The 22,144-nt window shown below is 55.3% G+C and carries 18 protein-coding genes; 10 read left to right on the forward strand and 8 right to left on the reverse strand.

Features of this window, described 5'->3' with window-relative positions:
• Window positions 1-90: 90 nt before the first annotated feature.
• Window positions 91-1,167, forward strand: coding sequence for an ACR3 family arsenite efflux transporter (gene arsB, locus JTP09_RS08215; protein ID WP_370592541.1), 1,077 nt, complete (start codon window positions 91-93; stop codon window positions 1,165-1,167).
• A gap of 87 nt (window positions 1,168-1,254) precedes the next feature.
• Here arsB and JTP09_RS08220 read toward each other — a convergent pair whose 3' ends face one another.
• Window positions 1,255-3,387 carry an MMPL family transporter gene (locus JTP09_RS08220; RefSeq protein ID WP_204877964.1) on the reverse strand — a complete coding sequence of 711 codons (2,133 nt, stop codon included), beginning with the start codon at window positions 3,385-3,387 and terminating at the stop codon, window positions 1,255-1,257.
• Between the two features lie 94 nt (window positions 3,388-3,481).
• Window positions 3,482-4,489, reverse strand: coding sequence for a hypothetical protein (locus tag JTP09_RS08225; protein WP_204877965.1), 1,008 nt, complete (start codon window positions 4,487-4,489; stop codon window positions 3,482-3,484).
• 312 nt (window positions 4,490-4,801) lie between these two features.
• Between JTP09_RS08225 and JTP09_RS08230 the strand changes: the two genes are divergently transcribed.
• A complete protein-coding gene (locus tag JTP09_RS08230) occupies window positions 4,802-4,987 on the forward strand; it encodes a hypothetical protein (RefSeq protein ID WP_204877966.1) in 186 nt (61 codons plus the stop codon).
• A gap of 113 nt (window positions 4,988-5,100) precedes the next feature.
• On the opposite strand, the gene JTP09_RS08235 is transcribed toward JTP09_RS08230, so the two are convergent.
• The 3 genes from JTP09_RS08235 to JTP09_RS08245 are packed head-to-tail and all read right to left on the reverse strand — an operon-like array spanning window position 5,101 to window position 8,155.
• Entirely contained in the window at window positions 5,101-5,742 is a 642-nt protein-coding gene (locus tag JTP09_RS08235) for an LUD domain-containing protein (protein ID WP_204877967.1), read from the reverse strand.
• Complete coding sequence (locus tag JTP09_RS08240; RefSeq protein ID WP_204877968.1) at window positions 5,742-7,358, reverse strand: lactate utilization protein B; 1,617 nt, start codon at window positions 7,356-7,358, stop codon at window positions 5,742-5,744. The genes JTP09_RS08235 and JTP09_RS08240 overlap by 1 nt, the downstream gene beginning before the upstream one ends.
• Complete coding sequence (locus tag JTP09_RS08245) at window positions 7,358-8,155, reverse strand: (Fe-S)-binding protein (RefSeq protein ID WP_204877969.1); 798 nt, start codon at window positions 8,153-8,155, stop codon at window positions 7,358-7,360. Before JTP09_RS08245 ends, JTP09_RS08240 begins: the two co-directional genes overlap by 1 nt.
• Before the next feature lie 520 nt (window positions 8,156-8,675).
• On the opposite strand from JTP09_RS08245, the gene JTP09_RS08250 reads away from it, so the two are divergent.
• Entirely contained in the window at window positions 8,676-10,355 is a 1,680-nt protein-coding gene (locus tag JTP09_RS08250) for an L-lactate permease (RefSeq protein WP_204877970.1), read from the forward strand.
• Window positions 10,356-10,475: 120 nt separating this feature from the next.
• Window positions 10,476-11,201 (forward strand): FadR/GntR family transcriptional regulator, encoded by a 726-nt coding sequence (locus JTP09_RS08255; protein WP_239479084.1) that lies wholly within the window; start codon window positions 10,476-10,478, stop codon window positions 11,199-11,201.
• A 78-nt stretch (window positions 11,202-11,279) separates the two neighbouring features.
• Here the strand turns inward: JTP09_RS08255 and JTP09_RS08260 are convergent, their stop codons facing one another.
• A complete protein-coding gene (locus JTP09_RS08260) occupies window positions 11,280-12,212 on the reverse strand; it encodes a phosphoribosylaminoimidazolesuccinocarboxamide synthase (RefSeq protein WP_204877972.1) in 933 nt (310 codons plus the stop codon).
• Between the two features lie 84 nt (window positions 12,213-12,296).
• Complete coding sequence (purD, locus tag JTP09_RS08265; protein WP_204877973.1) at window positions 12,297-13,580, reverse strand: phosphoribosylamine--glycine ligase; 1,284 nt, start codon at window positions 13,578-13,580, stop codon at window positions 12,297-12,299.
• Window positions 13,581-13,780: 200 nt separating this feature from the next.
• Here purD and JTP09_RS08270 point away from each other — a divergent pair, with 200 nt between their 5' ends.
• The 4 genes from JTP09_RS08270 (at window position 13,781) to JTP09_RS08285 (ending at window position 19,240) form a co-directional block, all read left to right on the forward strand.
• A complete protein-coding gene (locus JTP09_RS08270; protein WP_204877974.1) occupies window positions 13,781-14,461 on the forward strand; it encodes a TetR/AcrR family transcriptional regulator in 681 nt (226 codons plus the stop codon).
• Window positions 14,462-14,491: 30 nt separating this feature from the next.
• Window positions 14,492-17,749 carry an MMPL family transporter gene (locus JTP09_RS08275; RefSeq protein ID WP_239479085.1) on the forward strand — a complete coding sequence of 1,086 codons (3,258 nt, stop codon included), beginning with the start codon at window positions 14,492-14,494 and terminating at the stop codon, window positions 17,747-17,749.
• A gap of 103 nt (window positions 17,750-17,852) precedes the next feature.
• Window positions 17,853-18,857, forward strand: coding sequence for an asparaginase (locus tag JTP09_RS08280; protein ID WP_204877975.1), 1,005 nt, complete (start codon window positions 17,853-17,855; stop codon window positions 18,855-18,857).
• The gene (locus JTP09_RS08285) at window positions 18,857-19,240 is read left to right on the forward strand and encodes a sterol carrier family protein (RefSeq protein WP_204877976.1); all 384 of its coding nucleotides are present in this window, start codon (window positions 18,857-18,859) and stop codon (window positions 19,238-19,240) included. Before JTP09_RS08280 ends, JTP09_RS08285 begins: the two co-directional genes overlap by 1 nt.
• 285 nt (window positions 19,241-19,525) lie before the next feature.
• On the opposite strand, the gene JTP09_RS08290 is transcribed toward JTP09_RS08285, so the two are convergent.
• Window positions 19,526-19,789 (reverse strand): type II toxin-antitoxin system Phd/YefM family antitoxin, encoded by a 264-nt coding sequence (locus JTP09_RS08290; RefSeq protein ID WP_204877977.1) that lies wholly within the window; start codon window positions 19,787-19,789, stop codon window positions 19,526-19,528.
• A gap of 95 nt (window positions 19,790-19,884) precedes the next feature.
• On the opposite strand from JTP09_RS08290, the gene JTP09_RS08295 reads away from it, so the two are divergent.
• Both JTP09_RS08295 and purF read left to right on the forward strand, forming a co-directional pair.
• Window positions 19,885-20,250 carry a hypothetical protein gene (locus tag JTP09_RS08295; RefSeq protein ID WP_204877978.1) on the forward strand — a complete coding sequence of 122 codons (366 nt, stop codon included), beginning with the start codon at window positions 19,885-19,887 and terminating at the stop codon, window positions 20,248-20,250.
• Between the two features lie 196 nt (window positions 20,251-20,446).
• On the forward strand, window positions 20,447-22,132 hold the full coding sequence (gene purF, locus JTP09_RS08300) for an amidophosphoribosyltransferase (RefSeq protein WP_204877979.1): 1,686 nt from the start codon (window positions 20,447-20,449) through the stop codon (window positions 22,130-22,132).
• Window positions 22,133-22,144: the final 12 nt, after the last annotated feature.

The following is a 22,144-nucleotide window of genomic DNA, read 5'->3' on the forward strand; positions in this document are numbered from 1 at the left end:
CCTTTTCAACAAGATTACACATATATCGATAGATTTCAATATATACTGGCACAGAAAATATCGAAGTTTATCGATGAAAGAAGGTGCGCTGTGAGTGCTCACCCCGCTAACGACACTGACCAGGTGATCGCCAAGTTATCTGTGCTCGACCGCTTTTTACCCCTGTGGATTCTCGCCGCCATGGTTCTGGGCTTGCTACTCGGTCGCTTCTTACCTCAGGTGGGTACAGCGCTGGAGTCCGTTCAGGTCGCCGGAGTTTCTCTGCCCATTGCCTTGGGGCTGTTGGTGATGATGTACCCGGTGCTGGCTAAGATTCGCTACACCGAAACAGGTGAGGTGCTTGCCGATAAAAAACTCATGGTGACCTCGCTGGTCATTAACTGGTTACTGGCACCGGCCTTCATGTTCGCTCTCGCCTGGATTTTCTTGCCTGATTTGCCCGAGTACCGTACCGGTCTGATTATTGTAGGTTTGGCTCGCTGCATTGCGATGGTGCTGATTTGGAATGACCTTGCCTGCGGTGACCGCGAGGCAGCGGCGGTTTTGGTCGCGATCAACTCTATCTTTCAGGTACTCGCTTACGGTGCCCTGGGATGGTTCTACCTACAGGCATTGCCCACCTGGTTGGGGCTACCGACCACCAGCGTCGAGTTCTCACTGACGACGGTTATACTTTCGGTGCTGGTTTTCTTGGGTATTCCCCTGCTGCTGGGCTTTCTCTCACGCGCCGTGGGTGAGAAGACAAAGGGACGCAACTGGTACGAAAACACTTTCGTTCCGGCTCTTAGCCCCTGGGCTCTTTACGGTCTGCTCTTCACCATTGTGGTGCTCTTTGCTTTGCAGGGGGACGCGGTCATCTCTAACCCGCTAGACGTTGCCCGTATTGCGGTGCCGCTGGTGCTCTACTTCTTGGTGACTTTTGCGGCAAGCATGGTGATTGGTTGGGCACTGAAGCTGGGGTATGAAAAGACAACAACTCTCTCATTCACGGCATCAGGTAATAATTTCGAGCTGGCGATTGCGGTGGCTATTGCTACCTTTGGCGCGCAGAGCGGTCAGGCTCTTGCCGGTGTGGTAGGACCTCTCATTGAAGTACCTATTTTGGTGGCACTGGTCTACGTTGCCCTCTGGGCGCGTCAGTTCTTCGCTCCTTCACGCAGCATCTAACTCTTCAATGATTCTTATATACAAGTGGTGCCCCTCAAATTTCTGAGGGGCACCACTTATACCAGTGAGGTCAAAAGGCTTCTACTGTCAAGAGAGCTTTGAGGGCCACCATACTTTCTGACCAATATCCTCAACGAGAGCGGGTATCAGCAGGGCGCGCACCACGGTAGCGTCCAGTAGCACGCCGAAAGCAACGATAAATGCCAGCTGAATCATAAAGACCAGCGGAATCACAGCGAGCGCCGCGAAGGTTGCTGCCAGTACGATACCGGCACTGGTAATCACTCCACCGGTCACGATCAGCCCCTTGCGCATGCCTGCGCGGGTGCCGAGGGTGAGGGATTCTTCGCGCACGCGGGTCATCAAGAAGATAGTGTAGTCGATGCCCAGGGCTACGAGAAAGACGAACCCGTATAGCGGTACTGTTGGATCTGCGCCGGGGAAGCCCAGTATGTGGTTGAATACTATCGCTGAGACGCCCAGGGCTGCTAGGAATGAGAGCACCGTGGCGGCAACCAGTAACAGCGGGGCGGCAATGGAGCGCAACAATAGCATGAGAATCAGGGTGATCACTACCAGGACGGCAGGAATAATAACCTTCAAGTCGCGGGCTGCGCTGGTGTTGCTATCCAGCGCGGTTGCTGTTTCACCGCCCACCAGCGCGTTGGCGTCCACTGACTGCGTGGCGGCGCGAATATCGAGTACGGCTTGTTCCGCCTGAGGTGAGTCGGCAGGGTCGGTGAGGGTAGCTTGCAGCAGTACGTTTCCCTCTACCTGGGTGGGGCTTGCCTGGGCAAAGACCGGGGGCAGGGGGTTAGGTGCGGACGCGCCCACCGGCAGGGTGCCAGAGGGTGAGTCAGCTGCGACCACGGCGAGGGAATCCACTGAATCTAGAGCGTCTAGGCGCTCAGCAGCCGCGTCCAGAGCGTCGGCACTGATAATGATGTTCGCCGGTGATCCTGAGCCACCGGGAAAATGTTCAGCCAGTACCCGTTGTCCGTCGCGTGACTCCGACTGCCCCACGATAATCTCGGACTGGCGAATGCCCTCTGCCTGAAAGGTCAGCGCAAAGCCTGCGCAGACAGCTAGGGCTGCGGCAGTCGCTGCCCAAACGGCTCGGGGTTTGGCAGAAACGAAGTCGGCGACTTTAGCCCAGAGACCACCGGGGCTTTCTCGGTGTTCTTCTTGGTAGCGCGGGCGTACGGGCCAGAAGGCGAAGCGACCTGACAGCGCGAGGGCAGCCGGTAGAAAGGTAAGTGCAGCTGCCATTGAAAGGACGATACCAGTAGCGGCGATCGGCCCCAGTGCCTTATTGGAGGCAAGTGCCGAGAGCAACAGGCAGAGCAAACCCGCAATGACGGTTCCACCGGAGGCAACGATGGGTTCCCAGCTTCCGCGTAGGGCAGCACGGGTTGCATCAAAACGGTTGCGATGTAAGGTGAGTGCCTCACGGTAGCGGGCAACGTAGAGCAGGGAGTAGTCGGTCGCAGAACCCACTACCAGAATGAGCAGAATACCCTGTACCTGACCGTTAATCATGACCCAGCCGGCATTTGCCATATTCCACACTACAAAGATTGCCCCAGAAAGAGCCACCATTGATGTCAGCAGGGCAATAATGGGGATAATGGGTGATCGGTAGACTGCCAGCAGAATCACGAATACCACGGCGAGGGTAACCAGCAGAAGTACCCCGTCAATACCGGCGAAGGCGGCACCCAAAGAGGCGGCGAACCCTGCAGGGCCGGTGATGTAGGAGGTAAGCCCTGCTGGCGGGGTGCTGAGAGTCCTTTCAATAGTCTCTACCCCATCTGCCGGTGCTTCATCTGCGGGTAGGGGCACAATGATTTCTGCTGCACGGGAATCTTCGGAATAAAGCACCGGTGAGGTTTGCCCGTTAGTGGCGCCATCCTCAACAAGTTGGGAGGGCAAAGACTCTAGGTAGGAGCGGTGCTCATCGCTGAGTTCGCTATCCGCTTCAAAAACAAGGATGGCGGGCACGGTATCACCCGCGAAGAAATCACTCTGGCGCTCCACCACCTGAGTTGATTCGGCACTAGCCGGTAGAAAGTCAGTTTGTGAGTTGGTGGAAACCTCAGAAATTTTGCCAAAGTAAGGCCCGCCGATACCGGCTACTGCCAGCCACACCAGCACTAAAATCGCTGAAAGTAAGGCCCGCAGCCAACCCGATTTCTGATGTGTACCGCGCGTAGAGTTCATGTTTTTACCTCTTGTTTCTATCAGCATCTGAGACTAGCAGATACAGCAAGAGCAATGAGAATCTTCAGAGTGTACGCTCCGAGCGGGGTTGAAACTACCCCCTACCGGTCAATAGAGCCATCACCGACTCCAGGGGCCCGCGTCGCAGGGCAGTGTTGCCGAGCAGGCGCGTCCACACCACAGCAAAAAGTACAGCCCCCACCATGCACACAGCAAACACGGGCCACGTTTCAACGGTGGATGCCAGCCCCCAGCGCGGCGCTTGCTTCAGGTAAAAGGCGAGCAGAATAACGTGCAAAACATAGAGACTCAAGGTCATGCGACCGGGGGCAACAAGCGGAAAGAGAAGCACCTCACGGGCTCCCAAAACGCGGGCAAGAACGCAGCACCAGCCCACTACGGCAGCACTCAATGCTGCGTTGAATACGATTTCAAGGTGATCACCGGAGTAGACCAACAAAGACCCGGCGGGACGCGTGTACCAGAAGATACCGCCGACAAGCAGGGTTGAGACCGCAGCAAGAGCAAGATCGCCCCAGATACCCCAGCGTTCCATGCCGCGGGCAATGAGAATACCGAGCAGCGCCCAGCACAGCATCGTAAAGACCCTGTAGTGGCTACCGGCAAACATCCACCCCATAGGGTAAGCGAGTAAAGACCCTTCGACCACCAGCTGCGTATGAATCGGCGCTGCCCACTGCAACACGTAAGGGCTAGCTACAGCGATCACCGCAGCTACACCTGCCAGCGCCCACGAGGGCAGAAAAACAAAGGGCACCACAACTACACTCAGCAACCCCAAGTACTGCAAAATAACGTCATCAACGGGGGCACCGAGATTCAGCAACCACAGCCCCAGCACTATCAAAATGAGTCCGCGCACCACCGAGGACGCGAACAGGAAAGTCCCGCTCATCTGCTGCGATGAAAAATAGGCAGAAGCGCCCAGAAGCAGGGCAAAAAGGGGCATTGCCAGATAATCAGAGAACACCGTTACTGGCTCTGTCCCCACCTCGGGCATCGTGTAGGCAGCAAACATTGCAAAGAGAGCAATGCATCTCGCCACATCAACACCAATAATTCGCCCAGCGCCTTGAGCCACATCAACCACCTACGTCCCTTACTGCGCCACCGGCATCCACCCCCAGGGCAGAAATAACTCCAGATAAACTATCTCATCTTGACACTTATTGCTTCTACCCCTGCAAAGATTATTCGCCCACCACCTCTGCATAGCCCGTGGCACAGTTGATAGAACTCGCAACCAGCCAGTTCGAGCATCACCACACGAGACTCACGCCCATCGCAACAGAAAAAGAGCAATAACAAGCACCGAACCCATTATCCTGGCGAGTGCCTCCAGAGAACTTGGCAATGCTACATTTCAGTTTTCTGGATCGCGCTCGCTGCGCTTTTGGCGCCCCTAGCCTCTGCGCTGACCAAGCCGGCTGATGCTGAATACGGTGATTCGGCATCGGATGGCGATTCCGAAGAGTCAGAAGAAACCGCTAAGACCTCGCGTGATCTGATTGCTGAGAAGAAAGCCGAGCGCGCCCATATGGTCAAGAATCAGACCCAAACCACATCCGCCTCCGAGTAGAGAGTCTCCTCGTCATTAGCCGAGTTTTCACAGGCTACCGCCGTCAGAAGCACATAAAAGACGACCTTCCCACCGGCAAGAGGTGGAAGGTCGCCTTTTATCCAAACGTGTCTTTACTTCAGAATAATCACGTCAAGGGTACGGGGGCCGTGGACGCCCTCTACACGAATGAGCTCAATATCTGAGGTAGCTGACGGGCCAGAAATCATGGTGACAGGCTGGTCAAAGTTAGTGCGTTTGATAGCCTCAGGAATCAGCTCCACCACGGTATCAATGGGCACCACGCAAATGTGGTGATCGGGTACCAGGGTGATTGCGCGGCGACCCTCATCAGGGTTAGAGGTCAAGAAGATGGTGCCGGTTTCAGCGCAGGAAACCGTCGATGAGGTGACCACAGCGTCCACCGCGTCCAACTCACGAACGCCCAAAGCACCCGATTTCTTCGCGTTTCCTGAATCGACCAAGCGCGTGCGCGCAGCGGTATCTTTAGGCAACCATTCGCTTTTTAGACCGGTAGGCACCACGTAACGCGATGACTTGCCCAGCAGCTCGCTAACACGCTCAGCGATGGTCTCTTCGGTCTCCTGATAAACGTTCGCTTTGTAATCAACCAAACGGTCAATCAGCATCTCAAGAACTTCTTCTTCACTCTTATCGCTCACCTTGCGGTAGTTACGCACCGGCTCAGCAGGCTGAGGGTGATCTCCCAAAGAAGTGCGAATACGCTTGAGAATCTCAGCTTTTGCATCAGACATTACATAGCCTCCTGGGTCACTGCTGCGGGAACATCAACGCCAGCAGCCTCCGCTGCTGCGTGTGCTTCTGCTGCTTTGTCCTTGTTCTTTTCAAGCAGCGCTGCAATATCAACGCGTTCACCCGAGACTCGCTTAGACTCTGACGGGCGTTCCTTCTTGTACCAGTTACGGAAAGACTGCTTAGGCGGCTCAGGAATATCACGATAGTCAGTCCAACCACCCACCAGGCCGGGCAACCACGAAATCTTGTGGTCTTTGCCGGTTACAATCTTTGACAGGGGCAGCCCCTTCTCAGCCAAAGCCATGACCTTGCCTGAAGAGAAGATGGTCTTAGCGCCCAACATGACGGCGTCCATCTGGGTGGGTGCGCCCTTCTTTGCTTTCTTGGCATCAATATCCTTGCCGCGCAGGTGAACCAGTACCTCGGGAATATTGATTTTCACGGGGCAAGCGTCGTAGCAAGCACCGCACAGTGAGGATGCGTAGGGTAGGGTGCCGTTGTACTCGTTCTCGATACCGCCGAGCTGGGGTGAGAGAATCGCACCGATGGGGCCGGGGTAGGTTGAGCCGTATGCGTGACCGCCAGCGCGTTCGTATACGGGGCAGACGTTCATGCATGCCGAGCAGCGGATGCAGTGCAGAGCCTGGCGTCCGACCTCATCAGCCAGGGCAGCGGTACGACCGTTATCCATGAGGATAACGTGCAGGTTCTGCGGGCCGTCACCGGGGGTTACGCCCGTCCAGGTTGAGGTGTAGGGGTTCATGCGCTCACCGGTGGATGAACGCGGCAGCAGCTGCAAGAACACCTCGTAGTCTTCAACGGTGGGCAGAATCTTCTCGATGCCCATGAAGGTAATGAGGGTTTCGGGCAGGGTCAGGCACATACGGCCGTTGCCTTCAGATTCCACGATGGTCATGGTGCCGGTGTCTGCGATACCGAAGTTCACACCGGAGACAGCAACCTTGGTGGAGAGGAACTTCTCGCGCAGGCGGAAACGTGATGCTTCGGCAAGCTCTGCGGGGTTGTCTGACAGGTTGGGGTCAACGCCCTCAATCTTGCGACGGAAGATGTCACGAATTTCGGTGCGGTTGCGGTGGATGGCGGGCACCAGAATATGTGAGGGGCGGTCGTTATCGCCCAACTGCACGATTTCTTCGGCGAGGTCGGTTTCAATCGCGTAGACGCCGTTTTCTTCGAGGTACTCGTTGAGACCGGTTTCAGCGGTTGCCATTGACTTGATCTTGATGATCTCATCAACGCCCTCAGCGCGAATGAGCTTGAGCGCGATTTCGTTGGCTTCGTGGGCGTCGCGTGCCCAGTGAACGTGACCGCCACGAGCGGTGAAGTTTTTTTCGAACTCTTCTAGGTACTCGGGCAGGTTAGCCATGACCTTTTGCTTAATCATAGAACCTGCTGTACGCAGGTCTTCCCAGTCAGGCAATTCGCCGGTGACTGCCGCACGCTTGGTACGAATCTTATGGGTGGCGAAGCCGAGGTTGGCACGCAGCTGTTCGTTCTTCAGTTCACGCTTTGCGTACTGCGGGAAGGGTTCAGTTTCAAAGATGTTGCCCACACCGTGACGAACCTGGGGCATACCGAGCTGAGTAACTGACATTACTTCTTACCTCCGGCGATTGAGACGAGCCCCTCTACTTTGAGGGGGTTTTCTTTGGTGGACGCGAGAATTTCAGCAAAATGAATGGTTTGCACGGCTGAACTCTTGCGGGAGAGCGCACCGCCAATGTTCATGAGGCAGGACGCGTCGCCGCCAGTACACAGTGAGGCGCCGGTGTTTTCGATGTTTTCTATCTTGTCTTCGACCATAGCGCCGGAGGTATCTGCGTTCTTGAATGAGAAGGTACCGCCGAAGCCACAGCACTGATCCAGGCCTTCAAGTTCGGTGTATTTGATGCCTTCAACGGTGCGTACCAAGTCAGACTGACGGGTGCCAAGTTTACCCAGGCGCATACCGTGGCAGGAGCTGTGGTAGGTGACGTGCTCGGGAAAGTAGGAGCCTAGTTCCTCAGTAGCGTTAGTAATGCCCAGAACGTCAATGAGCAGTTCTGAGAGCTCAAAGGTACGAGCGGCAAGAGCGTTAGCTCGGCGGGCAAGGTCGTGATCACCCTTGCGTTCAGCAATCATGCCCTGCTGGTGATCCAGTGCAACGACGCAGGAGCCTGAGGGGGCAACAGCCACGTCGAAATCCCACTCTTCGAAGGATTCAACGTGGTTTTTAACAATGGTGTAGGCATCATCGAAGTAGCCTGAGTTGACGTGCATCTGTGAACAGCAGGTCTGACCCTGCGGGTACACAACCTCGTGTCCCAGGCGCTCCAGAATATCCACGGTTGCCCGAGCAACTTTTGGATACATGCCATCGACGATACACGTTGAGAATAGTGCAATACGCATGTTCGCCTCTTTCGTACGTTTCGGGTGAATACTGCCTCTGTGAATGAGCCTTTGCCAACAGCAGGATTTCGACCTCGTCAGCGAGGTCGGCATCATCAATCCTCAGCAGGCTTAAAATGCGACAGAATTGCTTTCTTATATTTTCAATCTAACACTACGCGCCCAGCATTTTACCTATCGAATTAGCGCATATTTTCTTAGGCAAATAACCCCCTGTGATGATGGCGCTCTATTCCCCCAGCGCTCACCACCTGCACCGCCTGCGCACCACCGCAAGACTGCCACCGCGCGTCCGCTCCCTGCGCTATCACAAGGTGTTAAAGTTTTCACGACCTGAAACTTTGTGTTGTGAGATACATCAGGTAAGGTGACTCTATGTTGTTAATGGTCAGACCACAGAGTTAGACCACTCCACCACTAGTCTCTTGAGACCCACGCAATGGCGCATTAGGTTTGCACCTGACCTTCAGCAAACAGGTCTACGCACAAGAGACACGTCACCCAGGAGTACATTTCTACGATGAACACCTTTACCGCCCAAACCGACGCCGTCGGGGGCTCACTGGCGCTCAGCGCGCTCGTGGCAACATTGCCACTTCTCGCATTCTTTATTATGTTGCTGGGTGTCAAGGCTCGTGCCCACACCTCTGCAATCATTTCACTGGCTGTTGCCATCCTCGTAGCAGTTTTCGGTTTCAAGATGCCCCTCGATCTCAGCCTCATGTCAGCCGTTCGCGGTGGCATCTACGGTCTGTTCCCCATCGTGTGGGTTATTCTCATGGCAATCTGGTTCTACCAGGTCACCGTAGTTTCTGGTCGTTTTGAAGACCTGCGCCGTACCTTTGATCGCATCGGTGGCGGCGACCTGCGCATCCAGGCAATTCTGATCGCCTTCTGCTTCGGTGGCCTGCTTGAAGCACTCGCCGGTTTTGGCGCTCCCGTCGCTATTACCGCAACCATGATCCTGGCACTCGGTGTGAAGCCTTTGAAGGCTGCAACCACCGTGCTGATTGCTAACACCGCCCCCGTTGCTTTCGGCGCTGTGGCTATCCCGATTACCACTGCGGGTGAAATTGGTGGACGCGACGCTGTCGACATCGCCGCTATTGTTGGTCATCAGGCTCCCTTCTTGGCTTTCTTTGTTCCCTTCATTCTGCTGTGGATCCTCGACGGTGTACGCGGCCTTAAGGATGCGTGGGTACCGGCTGCTGTTATCGGCTTCTCCTTCGCGGTAGCTCAGTGGTGGGCATCAGTTTACTTCGCTTACCAGCTGACCGACGTTGTGGCTTGTATTGTTTCTCTCGGTGCCGCTGTTGCCTTCTTGCAGGTCTGGAAGCCCAAGGGTATCGCCGGTGTTCGCGAGCGCTACGGTCTGCCCGCTGAGCTGCCCGCAGCTGATCACGAGCTGACCGGTATGCGTATCTGGATGGCTCTGATGCCCTACGCAGTTGTTGTGATTATCTTCGGTGTGGCTAACCTCTATCAGCCCTTGGTGACTTGGCTCAAGACCACTGCCCCCAAGATTCCTATGCCACTGCTCAAGGATCGTTTGCTCAACGATGCAGGCGAACCCATCAAGAGCGTTTACTCTTTCGCGTGGTTGGGCAACCCCGGTACCTACCTGCTGATTGCTGGTTTGATCGTGACCGTGATTTACCTAATCTTCAACGAAAAGGGTCGTTACGCTTTCACTTTCGGTGATGCTATCAAGGAAATTTTCACCACCGCTTACCGTATGCGCTGGACTGCTCTGACTATCGCCTGCGTTTTGGCTCTTGCCTACGTCATGAACTACTCAGGTCAGACCGTGGCTATTGGTGAGTATGTTGCATCGCTGGGCACCATTTACGCCCTGCTGGCACCTGTTCTGGGTTGGGTTGGTACCGCGGTAACCGGTTCTGACACTTCAGCGAACGCTCTGTTCGGCAAGCTGCAGGTAACTGCTGCTGAGAACCTGCAGGCTAACGGCATCGAGGGTGCCTCCCCCGAGCTTATGCTGGCTGCTAACACCACCGGTGGTGTGGTTGGTAAGATGATCTCACCCCAGTCATTGGCTATTGCTGCTACCTCCGTTCAGATGGAGGGCAAGGAGTCAGAGATCTTCAAGTCAGTTCTGCCCTGGTCTTTCATTCTGCTGGCTGCTGTCTGTGTTCTTGTCTTCTTGCAGAGCAACATTCTGCACTGGATGGTTGCACTGTAAACCTGCAGATTCCTGTTTTTAGTGTTCGTGTTCGGCGCTTGTGCGATAATTTTCGTGCAAGCGCCGAAACTTTGTCTCCACGGGTATTTATTGTTCGTTAGTTGTAAAGATGTGGTTCTGTTGCATAGAGAAAAGTCTTTCACCCAGCTCTTAGAGGTTTTTGAACGTAAGTTGCGCTCGGGTGAGCTGGTGGTGGGTGACCGGCTACCGGGCGAACGAACCCTTGCTGAAACGTACGGGGTGTCTCGCGCGTCCGTTCGTGAGGCTTTGAGGGTGCTCGACGCGGTGGGTCTGATTACCACTGGGGTCGGTTCGGGTCCTAAGGCTGGTTCGGTGGTAGTTTCTGAGCCGTCAGAGGCTTTGGGGTGGGCTTTACGCATGCATCTGGCAACCAGCTCTCTTCCTGTTGCCGATGTGATTAGCACCCGTCTGCATTTGGAAGGGCCTGCGATGGTTGAGGCAGCGGCGGCACCCGACAGTTTAGAGCGCGACGCAGCGTTGCAACGGGCTGGGAGTTACCTCGATGAAATGGACGACCCTCAAATCACCGATGAGCGCTTTCACTTTTGTGACACTCGTTTTCACTATGAGTTGGCTGCGGTCGGTAGCAATCTGGTGATGAAAACTATCATCGATTCTCTGCGTATTGCCACCATCAGCTATGTGCAAGAGGCTGTGCCCCATCTCGAAGACTGGCAGGCTGTTAAACGTACCCTACAAGAGCAGCACCGCGGCATTCTGGCAGCCGTTGTAGACCGTCGACCTCAGGACGCGCGCGCCCGCTTAGAGGAGCACATCCTGTGGTTCTCTCGGCAGTCGCTCAGCTTCGCTAGACCTCAGCCATAAAAGACTGCCCACCCCCCCTTTCATATAAAGATTAGGGGCGGGCAGTTCTACCAGCAAGCAGGTGAAGCGGAGCTAGTTTTAGCCTTTGAACTCGCTACCGGTCAGGCGCTCGAAAGCCTCAATGTAACGGGCGCGGGTTTTTTCGATAATTTCGGTGGGTGCTTCGGGTAGTTCTGATACGCCGTCCCAGCCCGAAGCGTCTGACTTCAACCAGTCGCGAATAAACTGCTTGTCAAAGCTCGCCTGGGGTTTGCCCGGCTCCCAGGTAGAAGCGTCCCAGAAACGGGAGGAATCGGGGGTTAAAACCTCATCGCCCAGGGTGATTTCACCGCGGTAAGAATCCAAACCAAATTCAACTTTGGTATCGGCAAGAATGATACCCTGTTCGCGGGCAATCTTCTCGGCAGTGGAGTACACGTAGATGCTTAGCTCGGTCAGGCGATCACCCATCGACTCACCCACCTGCTGGTACATTTCTTCATAGCTGATGGGTTCATCATGTTCGCCCACCTCTGCCTTGCCGGTGGGGGTGAAAAACGGAGTTTCCAGACGCGAACCGTCCAGCAGACCTTCAGGCAATTGGTGACCGTACAATTCACCGGTCTTTTTATACTCTGCCAAACCCGCCCCTGTGAGATAGCCACGCACAATGCACTCAATGGGGAACATATTCAATGAACGGCAAATCATCGCGCGCCCAGCGACCTCTTCGGGCACATCGGTGGACAGCACGTGGTTAGGTACACCGTCGAGCTGGTCAAACCACCACAGCGACATCTGGGTCAAAATCTTGCCCTTATCAGGAATAACCGTGGGCAGAACCTTATCGAAAGCGCTAATGCGATCAGAGGCAACCACCATGACCGAGCCTGCACGCAGCTCCGCATCATCGTTAACAACAGTGCCTGTTGCTTCGAAACGCTCGTCATTGGGTACGTACAAGTCGCGTACTTTGCCAGAGTAATTATGCTTCCACCCGGGAATGCTGAGGGGGGTAGTTGATGAAACCATGGTTTTTCTCCTGCTGATCTGTGGGGGTAAAAACCGGTGACAGCAGCTTGTATATGTGGGAAGCTACCGTCACCGTAGGGAAACCTATGCGCCTTGCACCGGAATCTTAATGCGATTTTCTGCTGCGACAAGAGCGATATCTGAGCGATACTGAGCACCAGTCCAGCTGATCAGCTCAACACCGTCGTAGGCGCGGGAACGCGCGTCCGCCAAATCATCACCGAGGGCAACAACGGCAAGGACGCGCCCGCCCGCAGTTACGATGTCGCCATTCTTTTCTGCGGTGCCGGCATGGGCAACGTGAATACCGTTCAGGGCATTGGCGGCGTCAAGCCCGCTAATAGCATCACCCTTACGCGGGGTATCGGGGTAATTTTCTGCTGCCATGACAACATCCACTGCGGTACGAGGATCCCAGTCAAGAGCGGTATCTTCTGAAAGTTCACCGCGAGCAGCCGCCAGCAGCAGCTGACCCAAACCGGTACGCAGACGTGCCAGCACCGCCTGAGTTTCGGGGTCTCCGAAACGAGCGTTGAACTCAATGACGCGGGTGCCGCGGGAAGTTACTGCCAGACCGCAGTAGAGCACGCCCACGAAGGGGGTGCCTCGGCGTGCCATTTCAGTGATGGTGGGGCGAGCAACGCGCTCAACAACGTCCTCTACGAAGCCTTCGGGCAGCCAAGGCAAGGGGGTGTAAGAACCCATGCCACCGGTATTGGGACCTTCGTCGTTATCGAAGATGCGTTTGAAGTCTTGGGCGGGTGACAGAGGCACCACGTTGGTGCCGTCGGAGAGAACAAAGAGGGAGACTTCAGGACCGTCGAGGTATTCTTCGATAACCACGGTGCCACCTGCGGTGAAGCATGATTCAGCGTGATCAAGGGCTACTTGGCGGTCTTCGGTGACCACAACACCCTTACCCGCAGCAAGACCATCATCTTTGACGACGTAGGGAGCACCGAAGGTGTCTAAGGCATCGGCAGCTTCTTGAGCATTGGTAGCAACCTTAGCCATAGCGGTGGGCACCTGTGCCTGAGCCATGACCTCTTTAGCGAACGCCTTGGAACCTTCGAGAGCAGCTGCAGTCTTAGACGGGCCAAAGACAGCGAACCCAGCCTCACGTAGGGCATCAGACACACCGGCAACCAGAGGAGCTTCAGGACCCACAACCACTAAATCAGCGCTCAGTTCCTGAGCAAGAGCCCTTGCGGCAGCAGGGTCATTTGCGTCAATGGCATGCACGGTAACGTCCTGTGCAATACCCGCATTACCGGGGGCACTGTGTACTTCGGTGACCGTCGCATCTGCCTGTAGCGCTCGAATAATTGCGTGTTCACGCCCACCAGGGCCAAGTACCAAAACCTTCATTCTCTTAGGCTACCGGGTAGCATCACGTTTTGGTAACTTTTCGCCCCGTTAATCGCTGATTTGGCGCGTTTTTTGGCAAAGGTTGAATCTACCAAGCGTTTGCGCTGTCGCTGGCTGCAAGGGTTGGGGGCGGATATCCGTGAGCAAATGCACCACCTCAATATTTGCAGAAACTAAACTATTGCAGTTACTGTACATTTATGCCGCAGAAACCACCCGTCGATAAAAGACGCGCCCGCTCAGCAGCTTCACGCAAAGCAATCTTGGACGCTGCTGAGTCAATCGTGCGTTCCAAGGGTATCGATGCCTTCACCACTAAAACCCTTGTCGCCAAATCAGGGCTATCAGAACGAACCATCTTCAATCACTTTGATAACCTCGATCAAATTCTGGTCACCCGCATCTCTGAATACCTAGCCCCCCTTGCAACCCCCGATACCAACACTCCGTACCCCGTGCTGCCACCCGAAAGCGTCCGCGAACTGCCAGATCTCATTGAAGCCACTTTCGTTGAGGCGTTAGAGACGCCCCGTGTGCAAAAAGCGCTCGACCAGTTTTTCTCCCTCGCCCTTGCCGTGGCAACCCGCAGCGAAGATTTACTGGCAGAGCAGATGCTCAAAACCTTAGCTACGGTGGCTCAGCAGAACATCAATACCACTCACGAGAGGCACCCCCATCTCAGTCTTGAGCAACGTTTTGATGTAGCTCTTTATGTCAATAACCTCACCTATTCCTTGGTAATTGGTTTCAGCAAGGGTGTAGAAGTGCTCGGTCATCAGGGCATTACTAATCCGACGACCTCTCAGCTTTTGCCCTATTTCAAATGGGCAATTGAACAAGTGAGTGCGGGTAAGCCCTCCCTTGCTCCTCAAAATTTTTAGATCATCAACGAAAAGATAAAGACGCATACAATGGCACATTTTTTGTATAAAATTGGCGATTTCGCAGCGCACCGTGCCTGGGCAGTCATCGCTATCTGGGCGCTTATTCTCGCCGGTCTTGGCGGTGCGTACACCGCCTTCAAGGGCGAGATGAGCGACGAAATCTCTATTCCCGGTACTGAGGCACAAAGCGTTCAAGAGCAGCTCCAAGAGGTGTTCAACATGAACGCCAACGCGGCGAACGGTAAGGTCATCGTTCAGACCGAAGACGGCACTGCATTCACTGACGCTCAACGTCAAGCAGTTGCCGATGCGGCTGCCTCAGCGCAGGAAGTTGAGGGCGTTGACTCCGTGCTCAACCCCTTTACCGCCCTCACCCAGATTGAAGAGGGCAAGGCACAGCTTGATGAGGCACGCAATCAGCTCAACGCCGGCTCTACTGAGGTAGAGCAGGGCAGGCAGAAACTCGACGCTGCGCAGGCACGGATTGATGACACCCGCGCCCGTTTTAAGGCGAACCAGGCACCGCAAGAAGCCTGGGACGAGTTCAACGCTAACGCTCAGCGACTTGAAGAAAACCGTAAGCAGCTAGAAGACACTCAGCGTCAACTTGACGAAAGTCAGAACCAGGTAAATGAGGCGCGAAGCCAGCTTGAAGCGTCAGCTGCCCCGCCGGAGGCTTTCGCCGAACTTGATGCACGCCAAGCTGAGATTGATGGCGGACGCGCCCAGCTTGAATCGGGGTGGGAGCAGTTTCGCGCCGGTGAAGCTGAGCTCAATGCGGGCAGAGAACAGTTAGAGAACTTCACTCCCACTGAGCAGATGTGGGCTGAGCTTGAAGCTGGTCAGGCTGAGGTGAAAGCCGGTCGCGAGCAGCTTGAGGCTGGAGCAGCTGAGGCTGAGGCTGGTGCTGCCGAGATTGAACGTAACACTGCCCTGTTAGAGATGAACTCCAATGCAGTGATGGTCAATGACAATAATTCAACGGCTGTGGTGGGGGTGACCTTTGAGCAGGAGGTCGGCTCCGTGTCTGAGCAGACCCTGACCGATGCGCGCGTTCCCTTTGATTCTTTGGATGATGCAAGGTTGAAGGTTACCTATGACCAGAACATGAACTCTGTTGTGCCGCAGATGAACCTCGCCGGTGAAATCATTGGTATCGCTGTTGCGTTCGTTATTTTGGTCTTGATGTTGGGCTCGTTGGTGGCAGCTGGGTTACCGATTCTTATGGCTCTGGTGGGTGTGGGCGTGTCCGTACTGGGCACGATGGCGCTCTCTGGCGTTATTGATATGACCTCAACAACCCCCATGCTGGGCACCATGCTGGGCTTGGCTGTGGGTATTGATTACACCCTCTTTATTCTCAACCGCCACCGCAATAACTTAGCTCAGGGCATGCCCCTGCACCGCTCTATTGCTATGGCTGTGGGCACATCAGGCAGCGCGGTTGTCTTTGCGGGCATTACCGTGATGATTGCCCTCATTGCGCTGAATGTGGTGGGTATTTCCTTCCTCTCTACTATGGGCAATGCTGCCGCTTTCGCGGTCTTCATGGGTGTTGCGGTAGCTATTACTCTGGCACCTGCTGTGCTGTCGCTGGTGGGTTCTCGTATTGTCAGCGGTAAGCGGTGGGCTGAGATTCAGCGTCATAACAACCAGCGCAATAGTTTCAATGACCAGGACGCAGTCGAGGCGAAAGCTGCTGCCTATGCACGCGATGAAAAGGCTACGGGCTGGCTCAAGACGATTCTGCGCGCACCGTGGGTCACTATCGCCGCGTCCGTCGCGCTTTTGGCTCTGATTGCTGCCCCGGTGACTGCCCTGCGTTTGGGTTTACCCGACGCCACCAGCGAAAAGCAGGACTCAGCAGCCTACCGGGCGTACACCACTATGGCAGCTGAATTTGGTGAGGGCGTCAATGGTCCCATCATCGCAGCAGCTGACCTGCCCGAGGGCACCACCGCTGAACAGGCTCAAGAGCTGCAAGTCAGTATCGGTCAGACCCTCGGCGAGCAAGAAAACGTAGACGCTGTTATTCCGGCAATGATTGCTAAAGACAACTCCATGTTGCTCTACCAGATTACCCCGGTGGAGGGTCCCAGCGCCGAGTCCACCGAAAACCTGGTACACAGCCTGCGCGAGCTAAGCGTCCCTACCAATAACGGTGATATTAGCTTCGGTGTGACCGGTCAGGCGGCGATGGCAATCGACATTTCAGAGAACCTCTTCAGTGTTCTGCCCGTCTACGTCGCCATTGTTATGGGACTTTCCCTACTGGTTCTGGTGCTGGTCTTCCGTTCAATTCTGGTTCCGCTCACTGCCAGTGTGGGCTTCCTCTTCTCGCTGCTGGCGGCGCTCGGTGCTACCACCGCCGTCTTCCAGTGGGGCTTCGGCGGCGCGCTCTTTGGTGTACACACCCCCGGCCCGATTCTGAGCTTCCTCCCTATCTTGTTGGTGGGTATCCTCTTTGGGTTGGCGATGGACTACCAAGTGTTCTTAGTATCAGGTATGCGCGAAGCGTACGCCCACGGACGCGATGCAACGGTGGCTGTAACGGTTGGTTACAACCACAACGCTAAGGTAGTGGTGGCAGCAGCGCTGATTATGATTGGCGTCTTTGTGGGCTTCGTCTTCTCGGGTGAAGCGATGATCGCGTCTATCGGTTTCGCGCTGGCAGCCGGTGTTCTCTTCGACGCATTCGTTGTTCGCATGACGTTGATTCCCGCCCTCATGTATCTGCTGGACGAGAAGGCATGGTGGTTCCCGGAATGGCTCGATAAGCTACTGCCCGATCTCGACGTTGAGGGCACCAAGCTCGAAGAGCAGATGACGGCAGCTCCTCATGACGCCGCCCGGAGCGCAGCGAAGCCGAGTTTAGACAAACAGGGCGCAAACAAGCAGAGCGCCGATGAGAAGACAACTCGGGTTTCAGTGCAGGGTGACGCCGTACAGGCACCGCGCACCGGTGAAGAACCTGCGGGGCATCAGCTATCGCGTGGCGAGTCAGCGATGCCAGCTCCTACCCTGATACCACCGCCTGCTTCATCTGATCTGCCCTCGGTGGCGGCAGCGTCAACGGCTCTGCCTGCGTCCTCTACTGATTTGGCGGCATCGGTCAACCTCATTGGTTTTGAGCAGACACCGCCGACGCAGGGCGAGGATGCGCCTGCCTCTGAGGCTAAGCCGGTGGGTTTGCTCGATGCGGCGGAACTCATGAAGTACGCAACCTACGAGACAACCGATACGCCAGCTTCATGCGAGGACGGCTCAGGTTCTCAACGGGCATAGCGTTACACATATCGGTGGGTGTCGTCGGTTCAGGTGGTATTTGTACCACCGCGTGAATCGGCGGCACCCACGTCTTATACCCAAAAGATGGAATACTTGAAGCATGCAGACTTTTACCCTTGAAAATGCGGCGGAACTTGCGGTTATTGAGCGCAGCGGTTTTGTTGAATCTCGCCATGCCGGTGCGGTAGTGGTACTTGATAGAGATGGCGCGGTGCTCTTTTCAGCAGGAGATATTGACTCCCCAATTTTTGCCCGTTCAGCGCTTAAACCTTTTCAAACGATTGCTTCGATGAATGCCGGTGCTGAGTTGCAGGGGGCGCAGATTGCTCTGGCTTCTGGGTCGCACACCGGGTCTTTTGAGCATATGAAGGTTGCCCAGGGCATTCTTGAAGAGGCTGGTTTAAGTGCCGATGCTCTGCAGAATCCCGCTGCGTGGCCTCAGCATGAGCAGAGTTTTCATGCGCTGGTGCAGGCTGGTCACGGCAAGCAAAAGTTAGCGTTCAACTGTTCGGGTAAGCACGCAGCTTTCTTGTGGGGATGCGTAAAATCTGGGTGGTCTGTTGAGGATTATCTGTCGGTTGACCATCCGCTTCAGCAGCTGGTTGCTGAAACCATTGAGCATTTTGTGGGTGAGCCGATTGCTTGTACCGGGATTGACGGATGCGGGGCGCCCACGGCGGCAATTTCACTAACAGGGTTGGCACGCGGTTACTCAGTTTTGGGTGCGAGCGTTGAAAACATTAAGGCGGACGCGCGGGTTGCTACCGTTGCTACCGCGATGGTTGATTACCCGGAGTTCGTACAGGGTGAGGGTCAGCCGGTAACGGCGCTCAGTGAACAGCTTGATGCGGTGGTCAAAAATGGTGCTGAGGGTGTTTTGGCGTTGGGTTTGCGTTCCGGTGTTGCGGTAGCAGTCAAGGTTCTTGATGGGTCGTCGCGGGTAGCTGCCCTGGCTGCGGTCCGCGCTTTGGTGAAGGCTGGGGAGCTTGATGGGGCTCGCGCTGAGGAGATTTTGGGGCTTGTCATGCGCCCGATTACCGGTGGTGGTCAGCCCGTGGGATTGATTCGTGGCGGGGAGGCTTTTACCGGTGGTGAGTCTAGCTAATGGCTATTAAGCGCAAGGTTTCTACCGACGAGGGTATTGCCGCGGTTCATGCGGTGCGTTCTGCTTTGAAACAGGATGACGCGCGGGAGCAGTTTGCTGCGCTGTCGCGTTCTGTGCGGGCTACTGCTGTGCGGTTTTTGTTGGAGGAGTTAGCCACTCTTGCTCCGGGTAATTCGGTGGAGGTGCGCGTGCCGCCCTACGGGGTGACACAGTGTATTGCTGGGCCGCGGCATACCCGCGGTACTCCCCCGAATGTCGTTGAGACGGACGCTTTCACCTGGTGCTGTCTGGCGCTGGGGTTTGAGTCGTGGCAGGACGCGAGCGCCTCCGTCTTAGCCTCAGGTCTGCGTAGCGATATCAGCGAGTATTTGCCGGTTCTGTAGTTTTCTTTTATTGAAACTATATTTTTTGGCAGATTTCCCTGCGGTGCTCTACAGCAACTGCGTGTATAACTAACACGCAGTTATCAATGCTGTAGACACTTCTGTAGTTTTCTGTAGGAACCCGCCACAGACGTTGTGTGTTCCCTGAATTTTCTTCACGCCGGGTAGGCGTGGTGTGTCGGCAAGTAGTTCTATAGTCGCTTGAATACGCGGCAAAGCTGACTTATCTAGTTTTTTGAGCTGTCGATGCACCGAGCCTGCGATGATTGCCCGATAGCTCAGGTTCTAAAGGCCTAAATCTTTCTTGACGTCTTCCCAGGGAATAAGTTCCTCGTCTCCTTGAGCAATACGTTCTTGTGTTTCTTGTGCTGCGCGCAGATCGGCTAGCTCTTCTGCGGTCTCTAGCAGGTGCTCAAGCATTGCTTCATCGCTGTTTGCTGTAACCCGCTTTCCGTGCCGGGTAAGGTAGAGCGGTTCACATTCTATGCGCGCGGTGTCTACAGCCTCACCCAGACTAGAACGCGCTTCGCTGATAGTCATTTCACTCATGCAACCATCATGTTTTACAAATTGTTGTTTTTGTACAAAACAAGCGATTTTAATGCCAGATACTCTGATTACTTCAAGATGTTATTCTTATACGCATGAGCATTTCGCCCGAAAATACCCCTTCCACTGTGCAGAATCAGCAGGACGCGTCTGCCTCCGCAGAACCGAACCGCGCGTCCTCGGCTACCGCCCCACGCCCGTCTGAACAGGCGGTTACCTACCGTGTGGCACCGTCAATGACGGGGTTCACTGCAGCTGGTCTGGTGCTGGGTTTGTTGGTAGCGCTCCTCAGCACTCTTCTGGGTCCGGGTTCTATGCAGTACACACTCGGCGCTGTTTTTGGTGTTTTGGCTGTGCTCTTTGGCTCTTTGGGCGCGGCGTGCGGCGCATTGGTTGCGCTGTTTCTTGATAAGAAATCGGTGAAGCGCGCACAAACCTACCGCGCTATTCCCGAAGACTAAAGTTTTACCCCCGGTGTGTTTTCACGCCGGGGTTTTGTTTTGGCTTTCCCGCCAACCATGCCACCCACAAGGTACTGGATGACGGGGTAAAGCCGGTACCACCCGGTACTATAAAAATAGTGCTGTGCATCGCAAATGTGCGAGGTGCAGCACTGAAAGTTTCGCAATCAACCACCAGCGGAAAGAGGGCTCCAAATTGGCTCGTCCCGACGGCACACTAACCCTTGATTTAGACCCCATCGACCACGGCCCTAAAGATGAATGCGGCGTTTTCGGTGTGTGGGCTCCCGGCGAGGATGTCGCCAAACTGACCTATTACGGTCTGTACGCTCTGCAGCACCGCGGGCAGGAATCAGCTGGTATCGCTACCAGCAATGGCAAGAACCTCGCGGTCTATAAAGATATGGGTCTTGTCTCGCAGGTGTTTGATGAAGCTACGCTGACGACTCTCACCGGTCATATGGCTATTGGTCACTGCCGTTATTCAACCACTGGTGCGTCACACTGGGCGAATGCTCAGCCGACTTTGGGTGCGACCCCGCACGGTACGCTGGCGCTGGCGCACAACGGTAATATCACTAACTCAGCGCAGCTCTATGAGCGTGTGCTGGCAAAAAACTCCGGCGCTAAACCCCAGCGCGGTGAAATCGCCCAGGGTAACACCACCGATACCGCTTTGGTAACTGCCCTGCTAGAGGATCACCCCTTCGATTCCCTTGAAGAAGCAGCCCTCGATCTGCTTCCCACTCTCAGGGGCGCTTTCTGCCTAACTTTTATGGATGAAAACACCCTCTACGCAGCGCGTGACCCTCAGGGTATTCGACCGCTGGTGCTTGGCCGTCTCGAACGCGGCTGGGTGGTCGCCTCAGAGACCGCCGCCCTCGATATTGTGGGTGCTTCTTTCGTGCGTGAAGTTGAGCCCGGCGAGTTCTTGACCATCGATGAAGACGGTTTGCGTACCCAGCGCTTTGCAGATGCTAAGCCCGCAGGTTGCGTTTTCGAGTACGTTTACCTGGCGCGTCCTGATACCACCATTAGCGGACGCAGCGTCTACGAATCGCGCGTTGAGATGGGTCGCCAGTTAGCGCGTGAGCACGGCGTTGATGCCGATTTGGTCATGCCCACCCCCGAATCTGGTACTCCCGCCGCTATTGGTTACGCCGAAGAATCCGGCATTCCCTTTGGTAACGGTGTGGTGAAGAATGCTTACGTGGGTAGAACCTTTATTCAGCCCTCTCAAACCATCCGCCAGTTGGGTATTCGGCTCAAATTGAACCCGCTCAAATCAGTGATTGCTGGTAAGCGCTTGGTGGTTATTGACGATTCCATCGTGCGTGGCAATACCCAGCGCGCTATGGTACGTATGCTGCGCGAAGCGGGTGCGAAAGAGGTACACGTTCGTATTTCATCACCACCCGTTAAGTGGCCCTGCTTCTACGGCATCGACTTTGCCTCCCGCTCAGAGCTGATCGCTAACGGTCTTGTAATTGACGAGATTCGTGAGTCTCTCGGTGCTGATTCGCTGGGTTACATTTCTGAAGACGGCATGATTGCAGCCACCAACCAGCCCCGCGCTAACCTGTGTACGGCTTGTTTCACCGGTGACTACCCGGTAGAGATTCCCAGCCACGAACGCGGCAAGAATGTCTTTGATGCTGATAAGACCGGCGGTCCGTTCTCTGGCGCTGTCGCTGAAGTGACTGTTAAACGCCCTGTACCGCACAAACCCGAAAACGCTCAGGCTGTTTCTATTGACACACGTCCGGGCACTGAGGCACTTGAGCACAAGGTGGCAGAAGCAGACGCAGCCCAGCGTGGCTCCTGCGATCCAGGCCCCGATTCTGACCTTGAGTCGCTGGTTCTGCCCGAAGACAAACGCTAAGACCCCACCCAC

It is taken from the genome of Rothia sp. ZJ1223 (assembly GCF_016900985.1).
In the GTDB taxonomy this organism is placed as follows: Bacteria; Actinomycetota; Actinomycetes; order Actinomycetales; family Micrococcaceae; genus Rothia.